This window comes from Pandoraea sp. (genome assembly GCF_004297875.1).
GTDB lineage: Bacteria > Pseudomonadota > Gammaproteobacteria > Burkholderiales > Burkholderiaceae > Pandoraea.
The window spans coordinates 68,139-89,688 of record NZ_SCSK01000008.1; the positions used below are offsets into that span (position 1 = coordinate 68,139).

21 protein-coding genes are annotated in these 21,550 nt (G+C 64.5%); 11 read left to right on the forward strand and 10 right to left on the reverse strand.

All coding sequences use genetic code 11. The features are described from left to right. Positions 1-80: 80 nt before the first annotated feature. Positions 81-2,060, forward strand: coding sequence for a transketolase (gene tkt / locus EPN80_RS04310; RefSeq protein ID WP_293024146.1), 1,980 nt, complete (start codon positions 81-83; stop codon positions 2,058-2,060). Positions 2,061-2,089: 29 nt separating this feature from the next. After that, the gene (locus tag EPN80_RS04315) at positions 2,090-3,046 is read left to right on the forward strand and encodes a D-2-hydroxyacid dehydrogenase (RefSeq protein ID WP_293024148.1); all 957 of its coding nucleotides are present in this window, start codon (positions 2,090-2,092) and stop codon (positions 3,044-3,046) included. A gap of 43 nt (positions 3,047-3,089) precedes the next feature. Here the strand turns inward: EPN80_RS04315 and EPN80_RS04320 are convergent, their stop codons facing one another. Beyond that, the gene (locus tag EPN80_RS04320; RefSeq protein ID WP_293024151.1) at positions 3,090-3,542 is read right to left on the reverse strand and encodes a DUF302 domain-containing protein; all 453 of its coding nucleotides are present in this window, start codon (positions 3,540-3,542) and stop codon (positions 3,090-3,092) included. A 535-nt stretch (positions 3,543-4,077) separates the two neighbouring features. After that, positions 4,078-4,983 carry a LysR family transcriptional regulator gene (locus EPN80_RS04325; RefSeq protein WP_293024153.1) on the reverse strand — a complete coding sequence of 302 codons (906 nt, stop codon included), beginning with the start codon at positions 4,981-4,983 and terminating at the stop codon, positions 4,078-4,080. Positions 4,984-5,092: 109 nt separating this feature from the next. Between EPN80_RS04325 and EPN80_RS04330 the strand changes: the two genes are divergently transcribed. Then, positions 5,093-5,827 (forward strand): SDR family oxidoreductase, encoded by a 735-nt coding sequence (locus EPN80_RS04330; RefSeq protein WP_293024155.1) that lies wholly within the window; start codon positions 5,093-5,095, stop codon positions 5,825-5,827. Positions 5,828-5,953: 126 nt separating this feature from the next. On the opposite strand, the gene EPN80_RS04335 is transcribed toward EPN80_RS04330, so the two are convergent. Then, the gene (locus tag EPN80_RS04335) at positions 5,954-7,417 is read right to left on the reverse strand and encodes a HEPN domain-containing protein (protein WP_293024158.1); all 1,464 of its coding nucleotides are present in this window, start codon (positions 7,415-7,417) and stop codon (positions 5,954-5,956) included. A 769-nt stretch (positions 7,418-8,186) separates the two neighbouring features. On the opposite strand from EPN80_RS04335, the gene EPN80_RS04340 reads away from it, so the two are divergent. Then, the gene (locus tag EPN80_RS04340) at positions 8,187-8,828 is read left to right on the forward strand and encodes a glutathione S-transferase N-terminal domain-containing protein (RefSeq protein ID WP_293024160.1); all 642 of its coding nucleotides are present in this window, start codon (positions 8,187-8,189) and stop codon (positions 8,826-8,828) included. Positions 8,829-8,840: 12 nt separating this feature from the next. Here EPN80_RS04340 and EPN80_RS04345 read toward each other — a convergent pair whose 3' ends face one another. The 3 genes from EPN80_RS04345 to EPN80_RS04355 form a co-directional block, all read right to left on the reverse strand. After that, on the reverse strand, positions 8,841-9,209 hold the full coding sequence (locus EPN80_RS04345) for a cupredoxin domain-containing protein (RefSeq protein WP_293024162.1): 369 nt from the start codon (positions 9,207-9,209) through the stop codon (positions 8,841-8,843). A gap of 88 nt (positions 9,210-9,297) precedes the next feature. Continuing rightward, complete coding sequence (locus EPN80_RS04350; RefSeq protein ID WP_293024164.1) at positions 9,298-9,768, reverse strand: group 1 truncated hemoglobin; 471 nt, start codon at positions 9,766-9,768, stop codon at positions 9,298-9,300. Positions 9,769-9,821: 53 nt separating this feature from the next. After that, on the reverse strand, positions 9,822-10,775 hold the full coding sequence (locus EPN80_RS04355; protein WP_293024166.1) for a DUF3034 family protein: 954 nt from the start codon (positions 10,773-10,775) through the stop codon (positions 9,822-9,824). A 332-nt stretch (positions 10,776-11,107) separates the two neighbouring features. Between EPN80_RS04355 and EPN80_RS04360 the strand changes: the two genes are divergently transcribed. Both EPN80_RS04360 and EPN80_RS04365 read left to right on the forward strand, forming a co-directional pair. Next, positions 11,108-11,581: a nuclear transport factor 2 family protein gene (locus EPN80_RS04360; protein ID WP_293024301.1), complete on the forward strand. Its 474-nt coding sequence runs from the start codon at positions 11,108-11,110 to the stop codon at positions 11,579-11,581. 57 nt (positions 11,582-11,638) lie between these two features. Beyond that, entirely contained in the window at positions 11,639-12,268 is a 630-nt protein-coding gene (locus EPN80_RS04365; RefSeq protein WP_293024168.1) for a TetR/AcrR family transcriptional regulator, read from the forward strand. Between the two features lie 247 nt (positions 12,269-12,515). Here the strand turns inward: EPN80_RS04365 and EPN80_RS04370 are convergent, their stop codons facing one another. Continuing rightward, positions 12,516-12,806 carry a DUF427 domain-containing protein gene (locus EPN80_RS04370; protein ID WP_293024170.1) on the reverse strand — a complete coding sequence of 97 codons (291 nt, stop codon included), beginning with the start codon at positions 12,804-12,806 and terminating at the stop codon, positions 12,516-12,518. A 76-nt stretch (positions 12,807-12,882) separates the two neighbouring features. Beyond that, positions 12,883-13,776, reverse strand: coding sequence for a LysR substrate-binding domain-containing protein (locus EPN80_RS04375; RefSeq protein WP_293024303.1), 894 nt, complete (start codon positions 13,774-13,776; stop codon positions 12,883-12,885). 117 nt (positions 13,777-13,893) lie between these two features. Between EPN80_RS04375 and EPN80_RS04380 the strand changes: the two genes are divergently transcribed. The 4 genes from EPN80_RS04380 to EPN80_RS04395 are packed head-to-tail and all read left to right on the forward strand — an operon-like array spanning position 13,894 to position 18,565. Continuing rightward, complete coding sequence (locus tag EPN80_RS04380) at positions 13,894-14,745, forward strand: MaoC family dehydratase N-terminal domain-containing protein (RefSeq protein WP_293024172.1); 852 nt, start codon at positions 13,894-13,896, stop codon at positions 14,743-14,745. A gap of 52 nt (positions 14,746-14,797) precedes the next feature. After that, the gene (locus EPN80_RS04385; RefSeq protein ID WP_293024174.1) at positions 14,798-15,961 is read left to right on the forward strand and encodes an acyl-CoA dehydrogenase family protein; all 1,164 of its coding nucleotides are present in this window, start codon (positions 14,798-14,800) and stop codon (positions 15,959-15,961) included. A 17-nt stretch (positions 15,962-15,978) separates the two neighbouring features. Continuing rightward, a complete protein-coding gene (locus EPN80_RS04390) occupies positions 15,979-17,157 on the forward strand; it encodes a CaiB/BaiF CoA-transferase family protein (RefSeq protein ID WP_293024176.1) in 1,179 nt (392 codons plus the stop codon). 22 nt (positions 17,158-17,179) lie between these two features. Continuing rightward, positions 17,180-18,565 (forward strand): MmgE/PrpD family protein, encoded by a 1,386-nt coding sequence (locus tag EPN80_RS04395; protein WP_293024178.1) that lies wholly within the window; start codon positions 17,180-17,182, stop codon positions 18,563-18,565. A gap of 89 nt (positions 18,566-18,654) precedes the next feature. On the opposite strand, the gene EPN80_RS04400 is transcribed toward EPN80_RS04395, so the two are convergent. After that, positions 18,655-19,464, reverse strand: coding sequence for a helix-turn-helix transcriptional regulator (locus tag EPN80_RS04400; RefSeq protein ID WP_293024180.1), 810 nt, complete (start codon positions 19,462-19,464; stop codon positions 18,655-18,657). A 153-nt stretch (positions 19,465-19,617) separates the two neighbouring features. Here EPN80_RS04400 and EPN80_RS04405 point away from each other — a divergent pair, with 153 nt between their 5' ends. Further along, positions 19,618-20,004: a nuclear transport factor 2 family protein gene (locus EPN80_RS04405; RefSeq protein ID WP_293024183.1), complete on the forward strand. Its 387-nt coding sequence runs from the start codon at positions 19,618-19,620 to the stop codon at positions 20,002-20,004. An 8-nt stretch (positions 20,005-20,012) separates the two neighbouring features. Here the strand turns inward: EPN80_RS04405 and EPN80_RS04410 are convergent, their stop codons facing one another. Further along, positions 20,013-21,548 (reverse strand): efflux transporter outer membrane subunit, encoded by a 1,536-nt coding sequence (locus tag EPN80_RS04410; RefSeq protein ID WP_293024185.1) that lies wholly within the window; start codon positions 21,546-21,548, stop codon positions 20,013-20,015. Positions 21,549-21,550 lie beyond the last annotated feature (2 nt).

A 21,550-nucleotide genomic window follows, 5' to 3' on the forward strand; every position in this document is an offset into this window, starting at 1 on the left:
TTGCCGCACCCAACCGCTCCATCACTCACTTTTTTGACTGACGCGGCCCGCCCAAGGGTCGCGCGAAGGATGCTTTTGTCATGTCGCACACCGATGCCAAGGCGCTGGCCAACGCAATACGCTTTTTGTCGATCGACGCCATCCTGCAAGCCGGCGAGGGGCATCAGGGCGTACCGCTGGGCATGGCCGAAATCGCCACGGCGCTCTTCACGCGCCATCTCAAATTCAATCCGGCCGACCCGGCCTGGGCCGACCGCGACCGCTTCGTGCTTTCCAACGGGCACGGTTCGATGCTGCTGTACTCGCTGCTGTACCTGACCGGCTACGAGCGCATCGGGCTCGACCAGATCAAGTCGTTCCGGGAGCTCGGCTCGCATTGCGCCGGGCATCCGGAATTCGACACCGGCGCCGGCATCGAGGTCACCACCGGGCCGCTCGGGCAGGGCATTGCCAACGCGTTGGGCATGGCAATTGCCGAGGCCTACCTGGCGGCCCGCTTCGGCCGCGAGATTGTCGACCACTACACCTACGCGTTCGTCGGCGACGGCTGCCTGCAGGAAGGCATCGGCCAGGAGATGATCTCGCTGGCCGGGCACCTGCGCCTGGGCAAGCTGATCCTGTGCTGGGACGATAACCGGATCACCGACGACGGCAGCACCGAACTGTCGATTAGCGAAGATGTCGCGGCGCGCTTTCGCGTGGCCGGCTGGCATGTGCAGGAAGTCGACGGGCACGACCTCGAAGCGGTCTCGGCCGCGCTGGACAACGCGCGCCAGGACCCGCGCCCGTCGCTGCTGGCGTGCCGCACCGTCATCGCGCGCGGCATCGCGCGCCTGCAGGGCCAGCGCGGCGGCCACAGCGGGCGCCTGTTCGCCGACGATGCCCGGCAGATGCGCGACGCGCTGGATTGGCCGCATGCACCGTTCGAGATACCGGGCCCGGTGCTCGACGCCTGGCGCGCCGCCGGGCGCCGCAGCCGGGGTGAATACGATGCCTGGCGCGAGCGCGTGGCCGCGCTGGCGCCGGCCGAGCGCGCCGAGTTCGAGCGCATTCAGGCTGGCCGGCTGCCCGAGGGCTGGCGCGACGTGCTCGAAGACTATCGCCGGCGCGCGATGCGAAGCGACGAGGCGCAGGCCGGCATCATGATCTCGGCCGACATCAACGACCTGCTCACGCCGCATCTGCCGGAGCGCATGGTCGGTTGCGCCGACCTCGAAGCGCCCACCGGACACAAGCGGCAACTGCGCGCGTTCGCAGCCGGCGAGCGGGCCGGCGCCTATGTGCACTGCGGCGTGCGCGAGCATCTGATGGGGGCGATGGCCAACGGCATGGCCGCGCATGGCGGCGTGATTGCGCTGGCCGTCACCTATCTGGCGTTTTCCGACTACGAGCGGCCGGCGATGCGCATGGCCGCGCTGATGGGCTTGCCGGTCAAATTCGTCTTCAGTCACGACTCGATCGGGGTGGGCAAGAACGGCCCGACCCACCAGCCGGTCGAGATCCTGGCTTCGTTGCGGGCGATGCCGAACATGCTGGTGATGCGCCCGGCCGACGCGGTCGAGGCCGCCGAGTGCTGGATGCTCGCGCTCGAACACCGCACCGGCCCGAGCACGCTGGTGTTCGCCCGGCAGGCACTGCCGCGGGTGCGTGCCGAACACGTCGAGGAAAACCTCTCGCGTCGCGGGGCGTATGTGCTGGCCGAAGCCGAAGGCGGCGCGCGGCAAGTCACCTTGCTGGCCACCGGCTCGGAAGTCGCCGTGGCGCTGGCCGCCCGTGCGCGGCTGCAGGGCCAGGGCGTGCCGAGCGCCGTGGTGTCGATGCCGTGCTGGGCGCTGTTCGAGGCGCAGGACGCCGATTACCGCGCCGCCGTGCTCGGGCCCGGCACCGTGCGCGTTGGCATCGAAGCAGCGGTGCGGCTCGGCTGGGACCGCTATCTCGGCGAGCGCGGCGCCTTCGTCGGCATGACCGGCTTCGGCGCCTCCGGCCCCGCCGACGCGCTATACGAACACTTCGGCATCACCGCCGAACAGGTCGCATCGCAGGCGATGCGGCTCCTTTGAACCCTGCCGCACCGGCACACATCTTGACCATGCACAAAATCGTTTTTCTCGACCGCGCGACGCTCGCGCCGCAGATTCGCCTGCGCCGCCCCGCGTTCGCGCACGAATGGATCGAATACGACCGCACGCAGCCGCATGAAGTCGCGGCGCGCCTGGCCGGCGCGACCATCGCCATCACCAACAAGGTCGCGCTGGGCGAGGCGGTGCTGCGCGACGCGCCCGGGCTGAAGCTCATCGCCGTGGCGGCCACCGGCACCGATTGCGTCGACAAAGCGGCGTGCCGCGCCCGCGAGATCGCCGTGAGCAACATTCGCGGCTACGCGGTGGACACCGTGCCCGAGCACACCTTCGCGCTCATCCTCGCGCTGCGCCGCAATCTGGTCGCCTATCGCGACGACGTGCTGGCCGGCGCCTGGCAGCGCGCCGGGCAGTTCTGTTTCTTCGATCATCCGATACACGACCTGCGCGGCGCGCGCCTGGGCATCGTCGGCGCGGGCGTGCTCGGCCAGCGTGTCGCGGAGCTTGGCCGGGCCTTCGGCATGGTGCCGCTGTTCGCCGCGCACAAGGGCAAGAGCGGACTCGGCTCGCTCTACACACCCTGGGAGGAAATGCTGGCCACCAGCGACATCATCACGCTGCATTGCCCGCTCACGCCACACACCCAGGGCCTGCTGGCGCTGCCCGAATTTCGTGCGATGCAACGCCGGCCGCTGATCATCAACACGGCCCGCGGCGGGCTCGTCGACGAGGCCGGCCTGGTCACCGCGCTCGACGAAGGGCTGGTCAGCGGCGCCGGCTTCGACGTTGCGGCCGGCGGCGAGCCGCCTCCGGCCGACAGCCCGCTCATGCGCGCCGCGCATCGGCCCAACGTCATCGTCACGCCGCACGTCGCCTGGGCGTCGGAGCAGGCGCAGCAGGCGCTGGCCGATCAGCTGATCGCCAATATCGAGGCGTTCGTGGGCGGGGTGAGAGTCAATGAAGTGTGAGGCGGGGATGACGCGGCGGTGGCAAGACTCGGGCGATCTCAGCTCAGTGCCGCGTTGAACCGTCGGACCGAGCGACGAGCGCCGCGCGCACGCGCTCCAGTCGCGCGCGCACTTCATGCGCGACGCGGCCGATCTCGGGGTCGCCGGTCAGCTGCAGCACGGCCACCGGGTCCATGAAACCGACGACGATACGCCCGTCGGCGTCTTCGCGAACAACGACGTTGCAAGGCAGCAGCAGCCCGATGTCGGGATCGGCCCCCAGCGCCTGATGGGCCAGCGGCGGATTGCAGGCGCCGAGGATCCGATACGGGCGCCCATCGACCCCCAGCTTGGCCTTCATGGTGGCCTGCACGTCGATGTCGGTCAGTACCCCGAAGCCCTCGGCCTTGAGCGCCTCGATCACCAGCGTGACGGCCTGCGCAAAATCCGCCGCCGTCAGATCGCAGTGAAAGCCGTAACCCGGTGCGGGCGACGGCGTGGTGGTTGCAGAATTCATTTGAATCTCCTGATCTGATTTGCGTGGGTACGCGCAGGGAGCGCGGTTACCCACACCCCACGAAGCGCTCGAACTCCGTTCACTTGCGCTCTGGCATGACGAGCCAGCGCACAAACGCGACCGTCGCAACCTGCAGGGCCGCGATCGACGAACTCGGTTCAACGCAATGATGCTACTCCAAAGCGGCGTGGGCTTCTGTGTACGTGGGCGAGGTTGACTCGACGAACCCACTTGCCTGGAAGCGGCTGGGGGATTGGGTTGTGGCCGGAGTGAAGCAGGGTGCGTTCGGCTTGCGGGGAGCGGGGCGGCGACTGGCCGGGGGGCTTATTGGAGGGGCGTTATGGGGCGGTTGTCCGCCAGCTGCCGCCGTTCGCTATTGCCGCTACACGGTCATTCGAGCGGCAGCTCCGCTCAGGCAGGGAGCCTTCGCGAACCGAGAGCGTTGAGCGCATCACTGACCTGACCCGTCAATTCAGGCCGTCACGGAAACTGACTGCCAAGTAATCACAGGTCGCTTCCCCATAACGTGACCGGTCTATGGTTCGCTGCCGTGCCCCAACGTTTGCATGAGGAAGGCGATAAAAGTCGCCAGCTTCGGCGGCATGTGCGCATCGGGCAGGTGCACCACATGGATAGGCCAGGTCGGCGCCGGCCGGTCGGGAAAAAGACGAACGAGCCGACCCGCATCCAGATCTTCCTGCAGCATCACCTGAGGTTGAAAAACCACCCCCAGTCCCGCGAGCGCGGCTTCGCGAAGCGCGAGGCCGCCATTGACATCGAGACGGCCACGCACCGCGATGCGTTCCACGCTGTTGCCATCGGGACGTGGGAAATGCCATTCACGTTCGGGTCCATTCGCGACCATAAATGCCAGGCAGTTGTGCTTCACCAGATCGGCGGGCACCTGCGGCTGTCCGTGGCGCGCCAGATAAGCCGGTGATGCGCAGGCGATGCGCGGCGAATGGGTCAACGGCCGCGCGATCAAGCCCGAGTCTGGCAGTATGCCAGCGCGGATGGCGGCGTCGAAACCTTCTTCCGCCAGATCGACGAAGCGATCGCTGAGGGACAACTCGACTTGAACCTCGGGATAGCGGTCGAGGTACGCGGCAAGCGCCGGTATGAGCACGCGCGTGCCATAGATTACCGGACAAGTTACCCGCAACCGGCCGCGCGGATTACTCTGCATTTCTCGCGCATCCAGTTCGGCGGAATCCACCAATGCCAGAATTTCGAGGCATCGCGCGTGATAGCGCTTGCCGAGTTCGGTCAGGCTTTGACGCCGCGTGGTGCGATTTAGCAAGCGGCCTTCGAGCCGTCGTTCCAACTCGCGAATATGGTTGCCCACCATGGTAGGCGTCATACCGCTACCTTCGGCGGCAGCGGTAAAGCTGCCGCGCTCGACCACGCGCGCAAATATCGCCATGCTGCTGAATCGATCCATTCACAAGCTCTATTAAGGAGTGTTCGAAGAGATGACTGGTTTATCAAGTCAGGCTAAAGAATAATACTCGGGTCATGGCTTCACTCTCAACTCACCACGAGGACTCACCATGACTATTGCAAGCGCAAACCTTGAGCATCAACACGTCGTCCTGCTGGGCGGTACCTCTGGAATCGGCCTTGCCACGGCCCAAGCCGCGCTGGCAGCCGGTGCCTCGGTGAGCGTTGTTTCATCGCGCAGTGTGCGAGTCGCTGAAGCTGTCGCGAAACTCGGCGACCGTGCCAAGGGATACACGGTCGATTTGAGCAGCGAGTCCGCTGTGCGCGCGCTGTTCGGGCAAATCGGCGTTTTCGACCATCTGGTCTACAGCGCGGGGGATTCGTTGCGAACCGGGGCGCTCACCTCCATGGAACTCACTACGGTCCGTCAGATTTTCGAAGTGCGATTCTTCGGCGCCATTGCCGCCGTCAAACATGCGGTGCCGTTTCTTCGCTCCGGCGGCTCCGTGGTGTTGACCAGCGGTATTGCGAGCTTGCGACCACAATATGGCTGGGCGGCGCTGGCCAGTGTCTGCAGCGCGATGGAAGGCCTCACACGGGCGCTTGCTGTGGAGTTGGCGCCGATTCGTGTCAACCTCGTGAGTCCCGGTTTGGTGCGCACGCCGCTGTGGGATGACCTGCCCGAATGCGAGCGAGAAGCGCTCTACGCCGCGAGTGGCTCGGCCATACCAGTCGGTCGTGTCGGCGAGGCGGAGGACCTTGCGCAGACGTACGTTTATTTGATGACAAATCGCTATGCTACGGGACAGACCGTCGTTGTTGACGGCGGTGGTGTGCTGGTCTGACTGGCAATGGGCGCAAAGAAAACGATGACCGCTACACCCTGAAAGCAGCCGATGATGCCGCGCTTCGTCGATCGTCGGCAGTGGGTCGAAAACGACCTATTGCCATAGACGGCTCTCGGCCATGACTTACTCATCCAACAGCAAACCATCCCCGTTAGTCACCGGCAGCAAACCAACCTCTCGGAACGCATACTTCGAGCGAGAGGCATTCGGTCCATTTTCCAAAAGGCTTGCCTTGATCAAAGTGGCGTCCACGCCGATTTCATGCAACAGCACTGCGTGATACAGATACGCAAGAGCCTCCGATTTTTTTACGAGATCGACCGCGAATTCCCGGTAATCGCTCCCCTCCCGCTGACCGCCGAAATGCGACATGTCGTTCCGACGGTCGGCGCAAGATTTGCAAAAGACCTCCATCCGTGTGCGCTCGAAGGCGAGTGGCAATGCGGAAAGGACGTCCATCAATCGCTCTTTCAGCGACGGCTCACCCGCGTGTTTCAGTTGACCTTCGAGCCATCGCTTGTCATCGCTGCCGCTGACTTGATCCAGTATCCGCTGGATTTTGGCATCGAGCTTGGTTTTCTTCGCCTTGTCTTTGTTCTTCCGGCGGTGAAATGACTCAAGCCCCCAGATCATGTTCACGAATCGGTGCTCGACATACATCTTCATGCCACGCCGGATGCCCAGATAGAGATAGAACCCCGGTCCGAACTCCTCCCGCTTACGTCGCAGCGCCGTCACGATCGCACCGAAGTTGCTCTTCACCTGAATGTAATTGACCCAGCACTCGTCCCACGTTGGAGCCTTGGTCGATCGCTCAAATCCATCGTAATAGTAACGATAGGCTGTCTTGCCGATGATCAATAGCGGCCATTCCAGCGAAAATGTCGTTCCGGTTAGTAGAATAAACAGTTCCTGCAGTCGCGCATATTCGTCTCGCATTTCGAGGAGCGTGCGCGCCCGCTTCGGCTTGAACCGGAGGTTCGCGCTCTCCGAGAGATTGAGCTTATCCATGCGACGCACGAGCTTTCCAGTCCAGGGACCACTGATGTCATAACGCATCGTCAAAGTGCCGTCGTCCAACTCATGGATATCGGCGCTGGGCACCTGATGTTTGGCAGAGATACGCCGCCGAGCTCGCTTGACCTCGATATTTCCCAACCGCAACCACTCCTCCAGGCCGGTTAGCTTGACTTCAAGCGCGCTAAAACGGAGCGGGCGTGTGGCCGGTGGAAACGATCCATCTGTCACAAGGCAATGAGAGGCTGCGAACCCCTCGTGCGAAATGCCGTTGGAGTTAAACCGTCCGCCACGTCGGCGCAGTCCTAGCAGCAAAACATTCTTGTCACTAGCCTTGAGCTTCCCTTGGATAGCTTTCTCCAACGAGAATTGCTGTCCCTGCGCAGCGAAGATTGCCATTGGACCGCCTTCGCTGCCTGCGAAGTAGCCATCCAGTTCGAGATATGCCGCACCGTTCTCTTCAATGGTCAGAGTGCCAACAACGCAACTGTCCGCGGCAAATTGGTTTGCCGGTAAGGGATCATCGTGCCACCAGAAAAATCCCCGTTCTTCGAGCAATTTTTTTGTCATGTGCATTCCCGAATGCTGCCTGGAAAGCGGGTCGGTAATTATTGCGATCTTACGACGAACTCTCTTTTGACGTGCAGTTGCGGCGCAAGTCATCCAGGCGATCACGGTGTGCAAAAAGCGCATCGTTGCTAGACTCTGCCCGAACTTCGGACCGACCCCGCCCCTTGTGAGCCTTCGCGCGCCGTCGAGACCCCGCCACGCCCGCCCGCTTGATCGAACACTTTTTATGCACCTGCAGGCAGACCGCAGAGGCCCGCCAGTACGAACGCTGCGAGGCATTGCGGGGTGCATGGAACGTGTGCACTTTCATACGCTAAGCTCATGCATTACAGTTCGCGGTCGATGGAGTAGGCGTAGCGGTAGGGATTTTTCGGACGGCAAACGGCGCATGAATAGACCGTTGCGTCGCGTTCGCAATTGATGCCTAGACCTCGATGCGACGGGGCTCTTATGCCAGTGAAATGCATCGAAGTGCGAACGCGAAACTTCACCTAAACATTTGATTTTCTGTATTTCTGCAAAGGCTTTGTAATCATCAGGTGGCGGGTTCGAGTCCTGCAGCCGGCACCAATCAAGTTAAGGGGTTACGTGAATTTCGCGTAACCCCTTGTGCTTTCTGGACGCCGAAAAGTACATTGCGTGATGTCTCGCGCCCTCGGGGCGGCCAGGCGCTGACCGCCATCACCGGTCACTATGCCGGTAGCCTTGAATACCCCCCAAGCTCGGCGCGGCAAATCAGAATCCGCAATACAACCTCAAGGAGCCTTTCATGCAACTGTATGGCAGACGCAGTTCGATCAACGTCCAGAAAGTCATCTGGTGTCTGGCCGAGCTCGGCCTGATGGAGCAGCGCGATTATCAACGCATCGATGCCGGTCTCGATTTCGGCGTCGTGCGCACTCCGCAGTATCTGGCGCTCAATCCGAACGGGCTGGTGCCGACCTGGGTCGAGGGCGATCTGGTGCTGTGGGAATCGAACAGTATCGTGCGCTACCTTGCCGCCACGCGGGGCGATGGCGCGCTGTTGCCCGCCGACCCCGCCAGGCGGGCGGATGTCGAGCGCTGGATGGATTGGCAGCTGGGCACGCTCTGGGCCACGCTGCGCGTGGCCTTCCTGGGCTTGACGCGCACGCCGCTGGCGCAGCGTAATCACGAGGCGATCAAAACGTCGTTCGAGAACGCTTCGCGCCAGTTGGAGATGGCCGACGCCGTGCTGGCCCGACAGCCGTTCATTACCTCGACGGGCTTTACCGCGGCGGACATCGTAATCGGCCTGGCGGTGCATCGCTGGATCGGATTGCTCGAGCAATTTGCGGAGTTGCTGCCCAAACCGGCCGAGATGCCGTCGCTGCTGGCGTGGCATCGCGCGTTGACCGGGCGGCCGGCGTTCATTGAGACCGTGCGCCCGTAGCAGCGGCCGCGCTTAGCTCACGACGAAGCTGCCGATCATATTGGTGTGCCCGGCGCCGCAATAGATGTCGCAGAAGAATCCAAACTCTCCGGCTTTTTGCGGCGTGAACATCAGGTGAGAGGCCTTGCCTGGCACGATGTCGCTCCGAATCTTGAAATCCGGGGCGTTAAAACCCATCAGAACATCCAGCGAAGTGAGTTGCAGTTGCACTGGCTGACCCAGCTTCAGCTCAATCCTGTCGGGCGTGTATTTGAATCGTTGTGCGACGATTTTTATCGTCCGCACCGAGGGCTGTGGCAATGCAATCATGGGGGCCGCGAGAAAACCCAGTCCAATCATTTTTACGATCAAGCGGCGATTGAGATTCGATCCGTCGTCCATCTTCGTGCTTTCCATCAAAAGCGGCGGGAGCCCAGGGAAAGCTCCCGCGCGCGTGGCGGGGGATTGCTGCGACCAGGAAGTTGGCCGTTTACCGGTGCGTCACGATGTCGCGCTCCATCGGCGCCAGTTTCGCGAGCAATTTGTTTTGCGCACGAAACGGGACGTGATTTTTATCCATCGCGACTTGCAGATCCTCGGCCAGTGCGTTGAAGTCGGCGTCGCGCAGACCCATGCCACGATGCGCCGTCTTCATGTCTTCACCCGTATATTTGACGGGGCCGCCGGTCAGTTGCCCGATCTGTAGTTTGAGCATGGCAGCCAAATGGGGCACATTGGCATGATCCAGCGCGTGGCTGATGCGCGGATCGGCTTTCCATACCGCGATGAAATCGTCGATCACTTTGTCCACGCCAGGCTGAGCGCCAAAGGCCTGATAAACGCTGTCGTCATGCGTCATGGCGGCTTGCGGCATGGCCTGCATGCCTTGCGCCATGGCCGGGGAAGCGAGAGCCGCGCTGACGGCGGCGATGGTAAGAAACGCGAGCGAATGAAATTTCATGGTCTTGCCTCTGGGTGTCATGGGTTCTTGAGCGATGTGCGTGGCTTCAAACGTCAAAAGCCGGCCTGCAGCGAGACATAAAAGCCGTTTTGCCGGGCGTTGTTGTGCGTGACCGGCGCGACGATGCTGCCCAGATTGACGTAGGCGGCTGTGATCGAAATATTCTTGGTCGGGAAATAGGCGACGAAGGCGTCGTAGTAATCCTTCTGATTGTCGGCCGAGAGGTTATGCGGGTTGGTGCGATATTCCGCGCCGACGGCCCAGTTTTTCGACAGCAGATAGGCGAGCGAGCCTTCGATTTCTGGCGAGTAGCTGTTATGCAGATCACCGCCGAAGCCGAGCAAGCCCATTTGATTGGCCTTGGTCGCGCGCAAGGTCACGTTGGCCAACAGGCTTTGCGAAAGAAACAGCTTGGTCGCGGAAATATAAAAATCGGTGCCGCTATCGCTTTTAGCGCCCAGCGCGGTCACGGATGCGTTGAGCAGGCCCTTCAGGCCATTGTTGTGTTTGTACTCGGCCCCGATCGAGACTTGCGGCATCCAGTCTTCCTGGTCATAGACCAAATTGCCGAACAGGCGCACCTTGACACCGATGATGTCCTGATTGACCCGCAGGCTATCGAGCGGTCCGCTGCGCGCCCGAAAATTCTGTGTAGCGACGGAAAGCTCGACCCGGTCGAACAAGCCGACCGCGACGCCCGCGGTATCGAAACCGAAATCCTGTGTCCGCAAGGTCGAGTAATGCACGTTCGCGCCGTAGCTGTCGCGCGTGCCGTAGCCTGCGATCAGCGCCCACGGCGTGATCCCGCCGCCGGCCGGGCCCTCCACCGAACTCACGCCCTGGGTTGCCAGCAAACGTCCCATGTCGGGCCGATAGGGGGAGCTCGACGGACCAGCCGTAATGTCCGGCGCGGCGCTGGCGGCGGTCGCCTCTTCTGCCTGCGCACCGGCGGCTTGAAGGAGTCCCAGGAAGATCGCGATAAGCGTGAGTGTCTTGGTTGGTTTCATATGCTTGAGTAAACCTGGTCAGTCAATTTTCCAAAGGCAAGCGAGATCGCCTTGGCGCCAAGTTCGGACCCATCTGCGGGCGGTGTCGAACATCCACTAATTACGTTGGCCAGGTCGATTTGGATGCGGGTGCGAGCAAGAATCGCCGCCCTCCGGGAAGTCGCCGCGTGCGCCGGGCGCCGCCAACGGCACAATGAAACGCCGCTTGACCGTGTAGAACGATCGTTCTACCATGTGTGATCGCGGCTGCGAATGGTGCTCTGGCGAGTGTGTCGACGGGCCAGGCGCGCCGCGTATTCCGTCTGAACTCTCCATTGCCTCGAGGTGAAATGATGTCGACCGAATCGCGCCCGCCGCTACCGCCGTTCACGCTTGAAACCGCCACACAGAAAGTGCGCCTCGCCGAAGACGGCTGGAACACGCGTGATCCGCAGCGCGTGTCGCTCGCTTACAGCACCGACAGTCGCTGGCGCAACCGCGCCGAGTTCGCGGTGGGGCGCGCCGAGATCGTCGCGTTTCTTACGCGCAAGTGGGCGCGCGAACTCGACTACCGGCTGATCAAGGAGCTGTGGGCGTTTGGCGGCAATCGGATCGCCGTGCGTTTTGCCTACGAATGGCACGACGACGCACAGAACTGGTTCCGTTCGTACGGCAACGAGAATTGGGAGTTCGACGAACACGGTCTGATGGCGGTTCGCCACGCCAGCATCAACGACCGCCCGATCCGCGAGTCCGAACGGCTCTTTCATTGGCCGCAAGGTCGCCGGCCGGACGATCACCCCGGTCTGAGCGATCTCGGGCTGTAAGCGCCCGCACCCGAGCCCGCCGAACCCGTGACGCGCGGCATCTCTCCTGAGCAAGCGATGAAAGAGACCTCCGCCATCGGTCCGCGCGAGCGCCTGCTCGACGCGGCCGAGCAACTCATCTATGAATCGAGCATTCATGCCACCGGCGTGGACGCGATCGTGCGCCAGTCCGGTACCGCCCGCAAAAGTTTCTACACGTATTTCGCGTCCAAGGAAGATCTTGTGACGCAGGCGCTGCGCCGCCGCGACGATCGGTGGATGGCCTGGTTCGAGCGCGAAACACTGCGCTCGGCCCCGCAGCCGGCCGCGCAGCTGCTCGGCATGTTCGATGTGCTGCACACGTGGTTTTGTCGTGACGACTTCCACGGTTGCGTCTTTCTTAACGTGGCAGGGCAGACCAAGCCATCGGACATCGCCATGCTCGACGTCTCGCGTCTGCACAAGCGGCGGCTGCTGGCTTTCATCGAAAGCCTGTGCCGCGCGGCGGGCGCGACCGACGCAGCGGTGCTGGCTCGCCAGCTACTGTTGCTGGTCGATGGCGCGATTTCGGTGGCGCTGGTGAGTGGTCAGGCCAGTGCGGCCGGCGACGCGCGGCGCGCGGCCGAATGCTTGCTGGGTGGAGCGTCGACACGGCCCGCCGTACGCGCTCGGAGAGCCGAGAGTCGTGAGCCGGGAAAGGGAGGATAGCGAATCAACGTAACATTCGCTAATCCATGCATTCATGGATGCCGACGGCAGCCGGTATGCTGCATTGCGTCGTCCAGGTTGCCTGTACCATTGAACGTGGCACGGTCCGGTACCGCGGCGTGCGGGTGCCAAAAAAAGAACCCGCCTAGGCGGGTCAATGGAGTTCACCCGTACGGTCAAGAGCGGGCATATTTAGTATAGCGCGCTCTTGCACAATATAAAGGGAAAGATGAGGGCAGATAGCCGCTCAGTCGACGATTTCAACGCCGCGCCAAAAGGCAATGTACCCGCGAATCTGGGCGGCAGCCTGCTTGGGTTCAGGGTAGTACCAGGCAGCGTCGGGATTGACCTGACCTTGCACGACCACGTTGTAGTAGCTCGCGGTGCCTTTCCAGGAGCACACCGTATGATGGTCGCTGGGTTGCAGTGCGGCCGGGTCGACCGTGCCCGGCGGGAAATAGACATTGCCCTCGACGCGTTCGACTTCGTCGGCCGGGGCCTCGGCGATCACAACGTCGTTCCAGATGGCGCGCGGCATGGCAACTCCTTGAAAGCGGGAGCCCCCATGTTACGCCGATCCTCGCGCGGGCGTGCGGCGGCGCGTTGGCCACGCTTCAGTTTCCCACCGATTGCTGCAGAAACGCCACCAGGCGCTGCGCGAACGCCGGCAGCGCGCCCATCTCGCGCACGATCAATTTCAGATCCCGAATCGCCCAGGGGTTGGCCAGCGCCGCCAGATGCAGGCCGGCGCTTTGCTGATGGCGCCGCGCTGCCGATTGCGGCAGCACGCCGATACCGACGTTCTGGCCGATCATCTGGCACATTGCATCGAAGCTGCCGACTTGAATGCGTACGCGCAACTCGCGTCCGGCGTCGGCTGCCGCCTGGGTGAGAAAAGCGTGAATGGCGCTGCCCGAATGCAGGCTGACGAACTCGTGCTCGAGCACATCGAGAAAATCGACGCGCCGCGCATGGACCAGCGGATGCTGGCGGGCAGTCGCAAGCACCAGCTTGTCGCTGCGATAGGGCAGCGCCTGCAGCCCGTCGGTGCGCACGTTGCCGGCGACGATGCCGATATCGGCGACGCCCTCGGCGACATTGCGCACGATCTCGTGGCTCAGACGCTCCTGCAAATCGACGCTGATGCTCGGATGGTCGGTCAGAAAGCCGCTCAGGGCCGTCGGCAGGAATTCGGTCATGGCCGTGGTATTGGCAAACAGGCGAATGTGCCCCCTGATGCCGGCCGAATAATCCTGCAGGTCGCCGCGCAGCGCCTCGAGCTGGCGCACGATCTGCCGCGCGTGATGCAGCAGGGTCTGGCCGGCCGGCGTGAGGGTGACGCCGCGCCGGGTGCGATACAGCAACTGCGTGGCCAGCGCATCCTCAAGGTGCTTGACGCGCATGCTGGCCGCCGGCACCGACAGGCTCGAGCGGGCCGCGCCGTGCGTCATGCTGTTCGATTCGGCGATATTGACGAACAGGCGCAGGTCGGTCAGGTCGAAATGCAGCGGCGGCGAGGCAGGGCTAGGCATGAACGAAACACCGTCTTAAGCAAAGCTGAATTGTAACGACGCCCGTCGTGCGGCACACTGTACCGCATTCCAAGACTTCGATGGAGACGCTTCGTGTCCGATACCTACGCGCCGTGGCTTGGCCGCACCGAGCACAGCACCGACACCGTGAGCGCCGCGCCGGTGCGCGCGCTGGCGGCGACACTCGATCGCGACGACATTACCGCCCGCCCGGGCGAACCGCTGCCGCCGTTATGGCACTGGCTGTACTTCCTGCCTGTTGCGCCGCAGCGGGAGCTGGGCGAGGACGGCCACCCGCGCCGCGGCGGCTTTCTGCCGCCGGTGCCGTTGCCGCGCCGCATGTGGGCGGGCAGCCGCCTCGAGTTCGTCGCACCGCTGCGCGTGGGCGATTCGATCGAGCGCACCAGCACGATTTTGAATATCGAGCACAAGACCGGGCGCTCTGGCGAGCTGGTATTCGTCTGCGTCGGGCACGAGGTGCGCCGCGCCGACGGCGAAGTGCTGCTGCACGAAGAGCATGACATTGTCTATCGCGCGCCGTCCGCCGCGAGCGCGCCCAGGACATCGCCCGAATCGAAGGCGCCGCCGGTCCATGCCTGGCAGCGCACTGTCACCCCCGATGCCGCGCTGCTGTTCCGCTATTCGGCGCTCACCTTCAACGGGCACCGCATTCATTACGACCGCACCTATGCGAGCGAGGTCGAAGGTTACCCGGGGTTGGTCGTGCACGGCCCGCTGCAGGCCACGCTGATGCTCGACCTGCTCGGCCGCGAGCGGCCCGCCGCGCGGCTGGGTGCATTCAGCTTCCAGGCGCGCCAGCCGGTCTTCGACACCGCACCGTTCCATGTCTGCGGCGATATCGATGCGGGCACGGGCGACGCGCATCTGCTGACCTACACCGCCGACGGCCGGGTGGCCCTCGAGGGCACCGCCTGTTTCATTTGATGTCGCGCGCGCCAGTGTTGGCGCTTCGTCCCACTCCCTGATCGATCGCCCTATGAATCTGCCCGCCGAAGACCGTTACCAGGACATCCGCGATGCGCTGCGCGATCTGTGCGCGCATTATCCCGATGAATATTGGCGCGAAGTCGACGGCGCGCGCGGATATCCCGAGGCGTTTGTCGACGCGCTCACCGAGGCCGGCTGGCTGGCCGCGCTGATCCCGCAGGCATACGGCGGATCGGGACTGGGCCTGGCCGAAGCGTCGGTCATCATGGAGGAAATCAACCGCAACGGCGGTAACGCCGGCGCCTGCCACGGCCAGATGTACAACATGGGCACGCTGCTGCGTCACGGCTCGGAAGAACAGAAGCGCCGCTACTTGCCGAAAATCGCCAGCGGCGAGCTGCGCCTGCAATCGATGGGCGTGACCGAGCCGACCACCGGCACCGACACGACCAAGCTCAAGACCGTGGCCGTCAAGCGAGGCGACCGCTACGTGGTCAACGGCCAGAAAGTCTGGATTTCGCGTATCCAGCATTCCGACCTGATGATCCTGCTGGCGCGTACCACGCCGGCGGACCAGGTCAAACGCAAGTCCGACGGCCTGTCGATCTTTCTGGTCGACCTGCACGAGGCGATCGGCAAGGGCCTGTCGGTGAGGCCGATTCTGAACATGGTCAACCACGAGACCAACGAATTATTCTTCGACAATCTCGAGATTCCGGCGGAGAACCTGATCGGCGAGGAGGGGTGCGGCTTCAAATACATTCTCGACGGCCTCAATGCCGAGCGCACCTTGATCGCTGCCGAATGCATCGGCGACGCCTGGTGGTTCATCAACCGCGCGGCGCAATACGCCGGCGAGCGCATTGTGTTCGATCGCCCGATCGGACAGAACCAGGGCGTGCAATTCCCGATCGCCGAGAGCTACATCGAAACCAGCGCGGCCAACCTGATGCGCTTTCGTGCCTGCGAGCTGTTCGACGCCCATGCGCCGTGCGGCGCGCAGGCCAACATGGCGAAGTATCTGGCGGCCAAGGCCTCATGGGAGGCGGCCAACGCCTGTCTGCAGACTCACGGCGGCTTCGGTTTCGCCTGCGAATACGACATCGAGCGCAAATTTCGCGAGACGCGGCTGTATCAGGTCGCGCCGATCTCGACCAACCTGATTCTTTCCTATGTGGCCGAGCACGTGCTCGGCTTGCCCCGTTCCTTTTGAGTGCCGCCCACACCGCCATGCATCGACCCCTGGAAGGCATCACCGTGGTTTCCCTCGAACAGGCGATCGCTGCGCCGTTCGCGACGCGCCAACTGGCCGATCTCGGCGCGCGCGTGATCAAGATCGAACGGCCGGGCGTGGGCGACTTTGCCCGTGCCTATGACGACCGCGTCGACGGGCTTTCCTCGCACTTTATCTGGACCAACCGCTCGAAGGAAAGCGTCACGCTTGACGTCAAGCACGCGCAGGCCAAGCCGGTGCTCGAGCGCCTGCTCGCACAGGCCGACGTGCTGGTGCAGAATCTCGCGCCGGGTGCGGCCGAGCGGCTCGGGTTGAGCTATGAGCATTTGAACGAGCGTCACGAGCGTCTGATCGTGTGCGACATTTCCGGCTACGGCGCCAACGGCCCTTATCGCGATAAAAAAGCCTACGACCTGCTGGTGCAGAGCGAGGCGGGCTTTCTCTCTGTGACCGGCACGGCCGAGCAGCCCGCCAAGGCCGGCTGCTCGATCGCCGATATCGCCGCGGGCATGTATGCCTACAGCAATATCCTGGCGGCGCTGATCCAGCGCGGCAAGACCGGGCGCGGCTGCCGGCTCGATATTTCGATGCTCGAAGCGATGGTCGAATGGATGGGATTTCCGCTCTATTACGCCTACCAGGGCGCGAGCCCGCCACCGCGCGCCGGCGCCGCGCATGCAACGATCTATCCCTACGGTCCGTTTCCCACCGGCGATGGCAAGACGGTGATGCTCGGCTTGCAGAACGAGCGCGAGTGGGTCGTGTTTTGCGATACCGTGCTGCAGCAGCCGGCGCTGGCCGCCGACCCCCGCTTTGCCACCAACAGCGCGCGCAGCGCCAACCGGGAGGCGCTGCGTGCGCTGATCGAGCAAGCGTTCGCAGGGCTCGACGCCGAGCAGGCGATTGCGCGCCTCGAAGCCGCACGCATTGCCAACGCGCACGTCAACACGATGCACGACGTCTGGACGCATCCGCAATTGGCTGCCCGCGGGCGCTGGCAAACCGTCGCATCGCCGGCCGGCGCGCTGCCCGCCCTGCTGCCGCCCGGTGGCGAGGCGTTCGATGCGCGCATGGACGCGATTCCCGCGCTGGGCGAACACACCGACAGCGTGCTGGCCGAACTCGGCTTTACCGCGCCGCAGATCGCGCAATGGCGCGCGCAGGGCATGATCTGATCATGCAAAGGAGACTGTACAGATGAGCGAACAGACGTTTGGCGACGCAACCCTGGCAAGCTTTGCCGCTACCCTGCGCTTTGACGACATACCGGCGGCAGTGGTCGAGCGCACGCTGGACCTGTATGCGGACTGGTTGGGGTCGGCGCTGGCCGGCAAGGGCGCGCGCCCGGTCGAGGCGATCGAGCGCTTTGCCCAGGCGATGGGGCCCACATTGGTTTCGGGTGCGCCCGGGAGCGCCGAGGTGGTGATGTCCGGGCGCGCGACCTCGCCGCTGTTCGCGGCGCTGGTCAATGGCGCCGCATCGCACTTCGCCGAGCAGGACGACGTGCACAACGGTTCGGTATTTCACCCGGCGGCGGTGGTGTTTCCGGCGGCGCTCGCGCTGGCCCAGGCGCAACGGGCCAGCGGGCGCGAATTCATTGCCGCGTGCGTGGCGGGCTACGAAGTGGGCATCCGTGTCGGCGAATTCCTTGGCCGCTCGCACTACAAGGTATTTCACACGACCGGCACCGCGGGCACGCTCGCCGCGGCGGCTGCCGCGGGCCGCCTGCTCGGGCTCGATACGACGCAGATGCTGCATGCGTTCGGCTCGGCCGGCACGCAGGCCGCCGGGCTCTGGGAGTTCCTGCGCGACGCAGCCGATTCGAAGCAGCTCCATACCGGCAAGGCGGCGGCCAACGGCCTGAGCGCTGCCTGGCTCGCGCGCGAGGGCTTCACCGGGGCGCGCCGCATCCTGACCGGCGCGCAAGGGTTGGCAGCGGGCATGTCACAAGACGCCGTGGCCGCGCGCCTGACAGATCGGCTCGGCGAGCGCTGGGCGTTGGCCGAGACGTCGTTCAAATATCACGCCTCGTGCCGCCACACCCATCCGGCCGCCGATGCGCTGCAACAGGCGATGTGCGCACACGGCCTGGCGGCCGACGATATCGAGGCCGTCACCGCACATGTGCATCAGGGCGCCATTGACGTGCTCGGCGCAGTCGACGTGCCACAGTCGGTGCATCAGGCGAAGTTCTCGATGGGCACGGTGCTCGGCCTGATCGCCGTGCATGGGCGGGCTGACGTCAACGCCTTCGCCGACGCATGGCGCGATGCGCCCGTGCAGGCTTTCCGCGAGCGCGTGGCGATGGCGCTCGATCCCGAGGTGGACGCTGCCTACCCGGCGCGCTGGCTCGGGCGCGTAACGCTGCGCACGCGCGACGGCCGGCAACTGACGGGGCGCGTCGACGTGCCCAAGGGCGATCCGGACAACACGCTCTCGCGCGATGAAATCGCCGGCAAGGCGACATCGCTGGCACGCTTTAGCGGAGCCGCCGGCGACGCCGAAGTGGCACGCATGCTGACGCGCATCTGGGCGCTGCCACAGGCGCAGGCAATGACCTGGCTGCGCGAGGCGGCCGCCTGAAACCTCGAGCCCGGGCAGGTGCTTCCGGGCCGACGGCGGCACGGTTGGCCTGTTACCGATGATTGCGCGCCGCAACTCGAAGATTGGGACTACGGGGCTAGCCGCCTGAGCCTGTCGGCAGTTACCTGATCGGCCGGGAAAAACGCTTCCAACGCCAGTTCGGACAGCGTGACGTCGGTCGGCGTGCCAAAAATCGTCGTGGTACTGATGAACGACAGGATGCCGCCGTCCGTGATGAGCTCGAAGGGGACGATCACACCCGCGTGGCTAGACGGCACGGCGGCGCCGTGGTCCTGGCCTTTCGGCGCTGCATAGTCGTGCAGCTCGTCGAGCAGGCCGGCCAGCACGGGGTCGCCGCTCACCTCGACCTGCCGGCGCAGGCGCGAGAGTATATGCGCGCGCCACTCCCAATAGTTGGCGATGCGCGGCGCGAGCCCCGCGGGATGCAGGCTCAGGCGCAGCACATTGACCGGCGCCTTCAGCAGGCCGGGGTCGGCGCCGCCCATCAACGATTCGAGCGCCCGATTGGCGGCGACGAGTGTCCAATGCCGGTCGACGGCCAGCGCCGGATACGGTTCGTGGCCGGCCAGCACCCGATCGATCGCCTGGCGCGCGGCGCTCATCGCCGGATCGTCGAGTGAGCGCTCGGCAAATACCGGTGCGTAGCCGCCGGCCATCAGCAGCCTGTTGCGTTCGCGCAGTGGCATGGCCAGCTGTTCGGCCAGATGCAGCAGCATTTCCCGGCTTGGCTGTGCGCGTCCGGTTTCGACGAAGCTCAGGTGGCGCGTCGAGATGTCGGCCTCGCACGCCAGATCGAGCTGGCTCATGCGGCGCTGCTGACGCCATTGGCGAAGCAGCCCGCCCACGGTGGGCGCATCGGTTTGGGCTGAGAGTGTCATGGTGCGATCATAGCGCGCCCCCGGCCACGCTTCCATTACCTCGCAAGTAATCGACGCCGGACTATGGCGGCGGGATCATGGAACCGTACATCGGGATGGTTCACGCGTCATGCCGGCGCGTGCCGCCCGAATGTCTTTGCGATGGAGTCCGATATGAACTCGAAATCTCAGCGCCCTGATGTCGCCTCGCTGGTCGACCGTTATTTTGCCGCCTGGAACACGACCGACGCCGGTCGACGTCGTGAGCTGATCGCGCAGACCTGGAGTGAAGATGCGGCTTATCTCGATCCGCTGATGCAAGGCGAGGGGCACGCCGGCATTGATGCGATGCTCCAGGCGGTTCAGGCGCAATTTGCCGGCCTGGCGTTCCGCCATATCGGCGAAATCGACGCGCATCATGACTGCATGCGTTTTTCCTGGGAACTCGCGCCGGCCGACGGTGCCGCCGTGGCCGGCGGCACCGATTTCGGACAACTGTCAGCCGATGGCCGCCTGCGGGCCGTGACCGGATTTATCGATTTCATGCCAACAACGGCATAAGTATCGATTCAAGGCGTCACCCGGTGTTGCTGCTGCGCGGCCAGGGTTGACACATGATTTGCGGCCGGCCGCGCTGACGTCGGATCGCCCTGCGGCAGCGGGCCCCACCCGCCGCCGAGCGCGCGGATCAGGTTGACCGTGGCCACTGCGCGCTGGCCCTCGAGCTGCACGGCGCTGCGCTGCGCCTGCAACACGGTGCGATCGGCATCGATCACGTCGAGATAGCTGACCTCACCTTCGCGGTACTGCAAACCCGAGAGCTTGGCCGCGCGACTGGCGGCCGCCACCGCGGCATTTTGCGCTCGCGTCTGGTCGGCCAGAATGCGCAGGCTGGCGAGGTTGTCCTCGACTTCCCGAAACGCCACCAGGACTTTCTCGCGGTAGTTCGCCACGTCTTCTTCATAACGGGCGCGCGCCTGCGCCACGCCGGCCTCGCGCCGGCCGCCATCGAAGATCGGCAACGAGAGCATGGTGCCGACCAGCGGGCCGAGCAGGAAGGTGCGGCTGGACCATTTGAACAGGTCGGCCAGGCGAGACGATTCATAACCGAGCCCGCCGGTAATCTCCAGTCGCGGGAAAAAGGCCGCGCGCGCCGCACCCACGCGAGCGTTGGCCGCGGCCATCGCGCGCTCGGCGGCGGCGATGTCGGGCCGGCGTTCGAGCAACGCGGAGGGCAAGCCGGCGGGAATGCGCACCTCGATCGGCACCAGCGGCTGCGGCGGCAGCGAGAAATCGGCCGGCGGCAAACCCAGCAGCGTCGCCAGGCTGTGCTCGGCCAGCGCGCGCTGGCGCGCCACGCCGAGTTCATCGGCCTGGGCCGAGGCCAGTTCCGACTTTGCCCGTGCGACGTCAAGCTCGCTGATGTCGCCATCCCGGAAGCGCCGTTCGACAAGATGCAACGCATGCTCGCGTAGCGTGACGGTCTGGCGGAACAGGCGCTGCTCGGCATCGAGCTCGCGCAGGCCGAAATAGTTCTGCGCCACGTCGGCCTGCAGCGCTAGTTGCACCGAGCGGAACAGCGCGGCGCTTTGCTGCGCGTCGGCGGTCGCGGCGCTGACGGTGGCGCGCACCCGCCCGAACAGATCGGCCTCGTACGAGACATTGGCCTGGGCGCGCCATAGCGTGAACGGCGTGGTCTGCGCATTGGCTGGCAGGCCTTGGGAGGCCGGTGAGTCGAGCTGGCGCGTCGGGCCGAAGCCGGCATCCAGCTCGGGGAACAGGCTGGCGCGCGCGCCTTGCTGCAGCGCGCGGGCCTGCGCCAGACGGGCCGCGGCCGCTTTCAGGTCCTGATTGGCGGCCAGCGCCTGGGTTTCAAGCCGATCAAGTGTGGCATCGCCGAACACTTGCCACCATTGGCCGCGCGGCATCGCCTCGGATGGCTGCGCCAGTTTCCAGGTGCCCGCCTCCCGAGGGGTCAGCTTCGCTTCCTTGAAGGCGGCGGGCGTGGCCACCGGCGGCCGCTCATAAGTCGGCGTGACGGAGCAGCCTGCCAGCGCGAGCAGCGCGGCCAGCAGCGCCGGCAGCATACGTATTGTATTTTTCATTG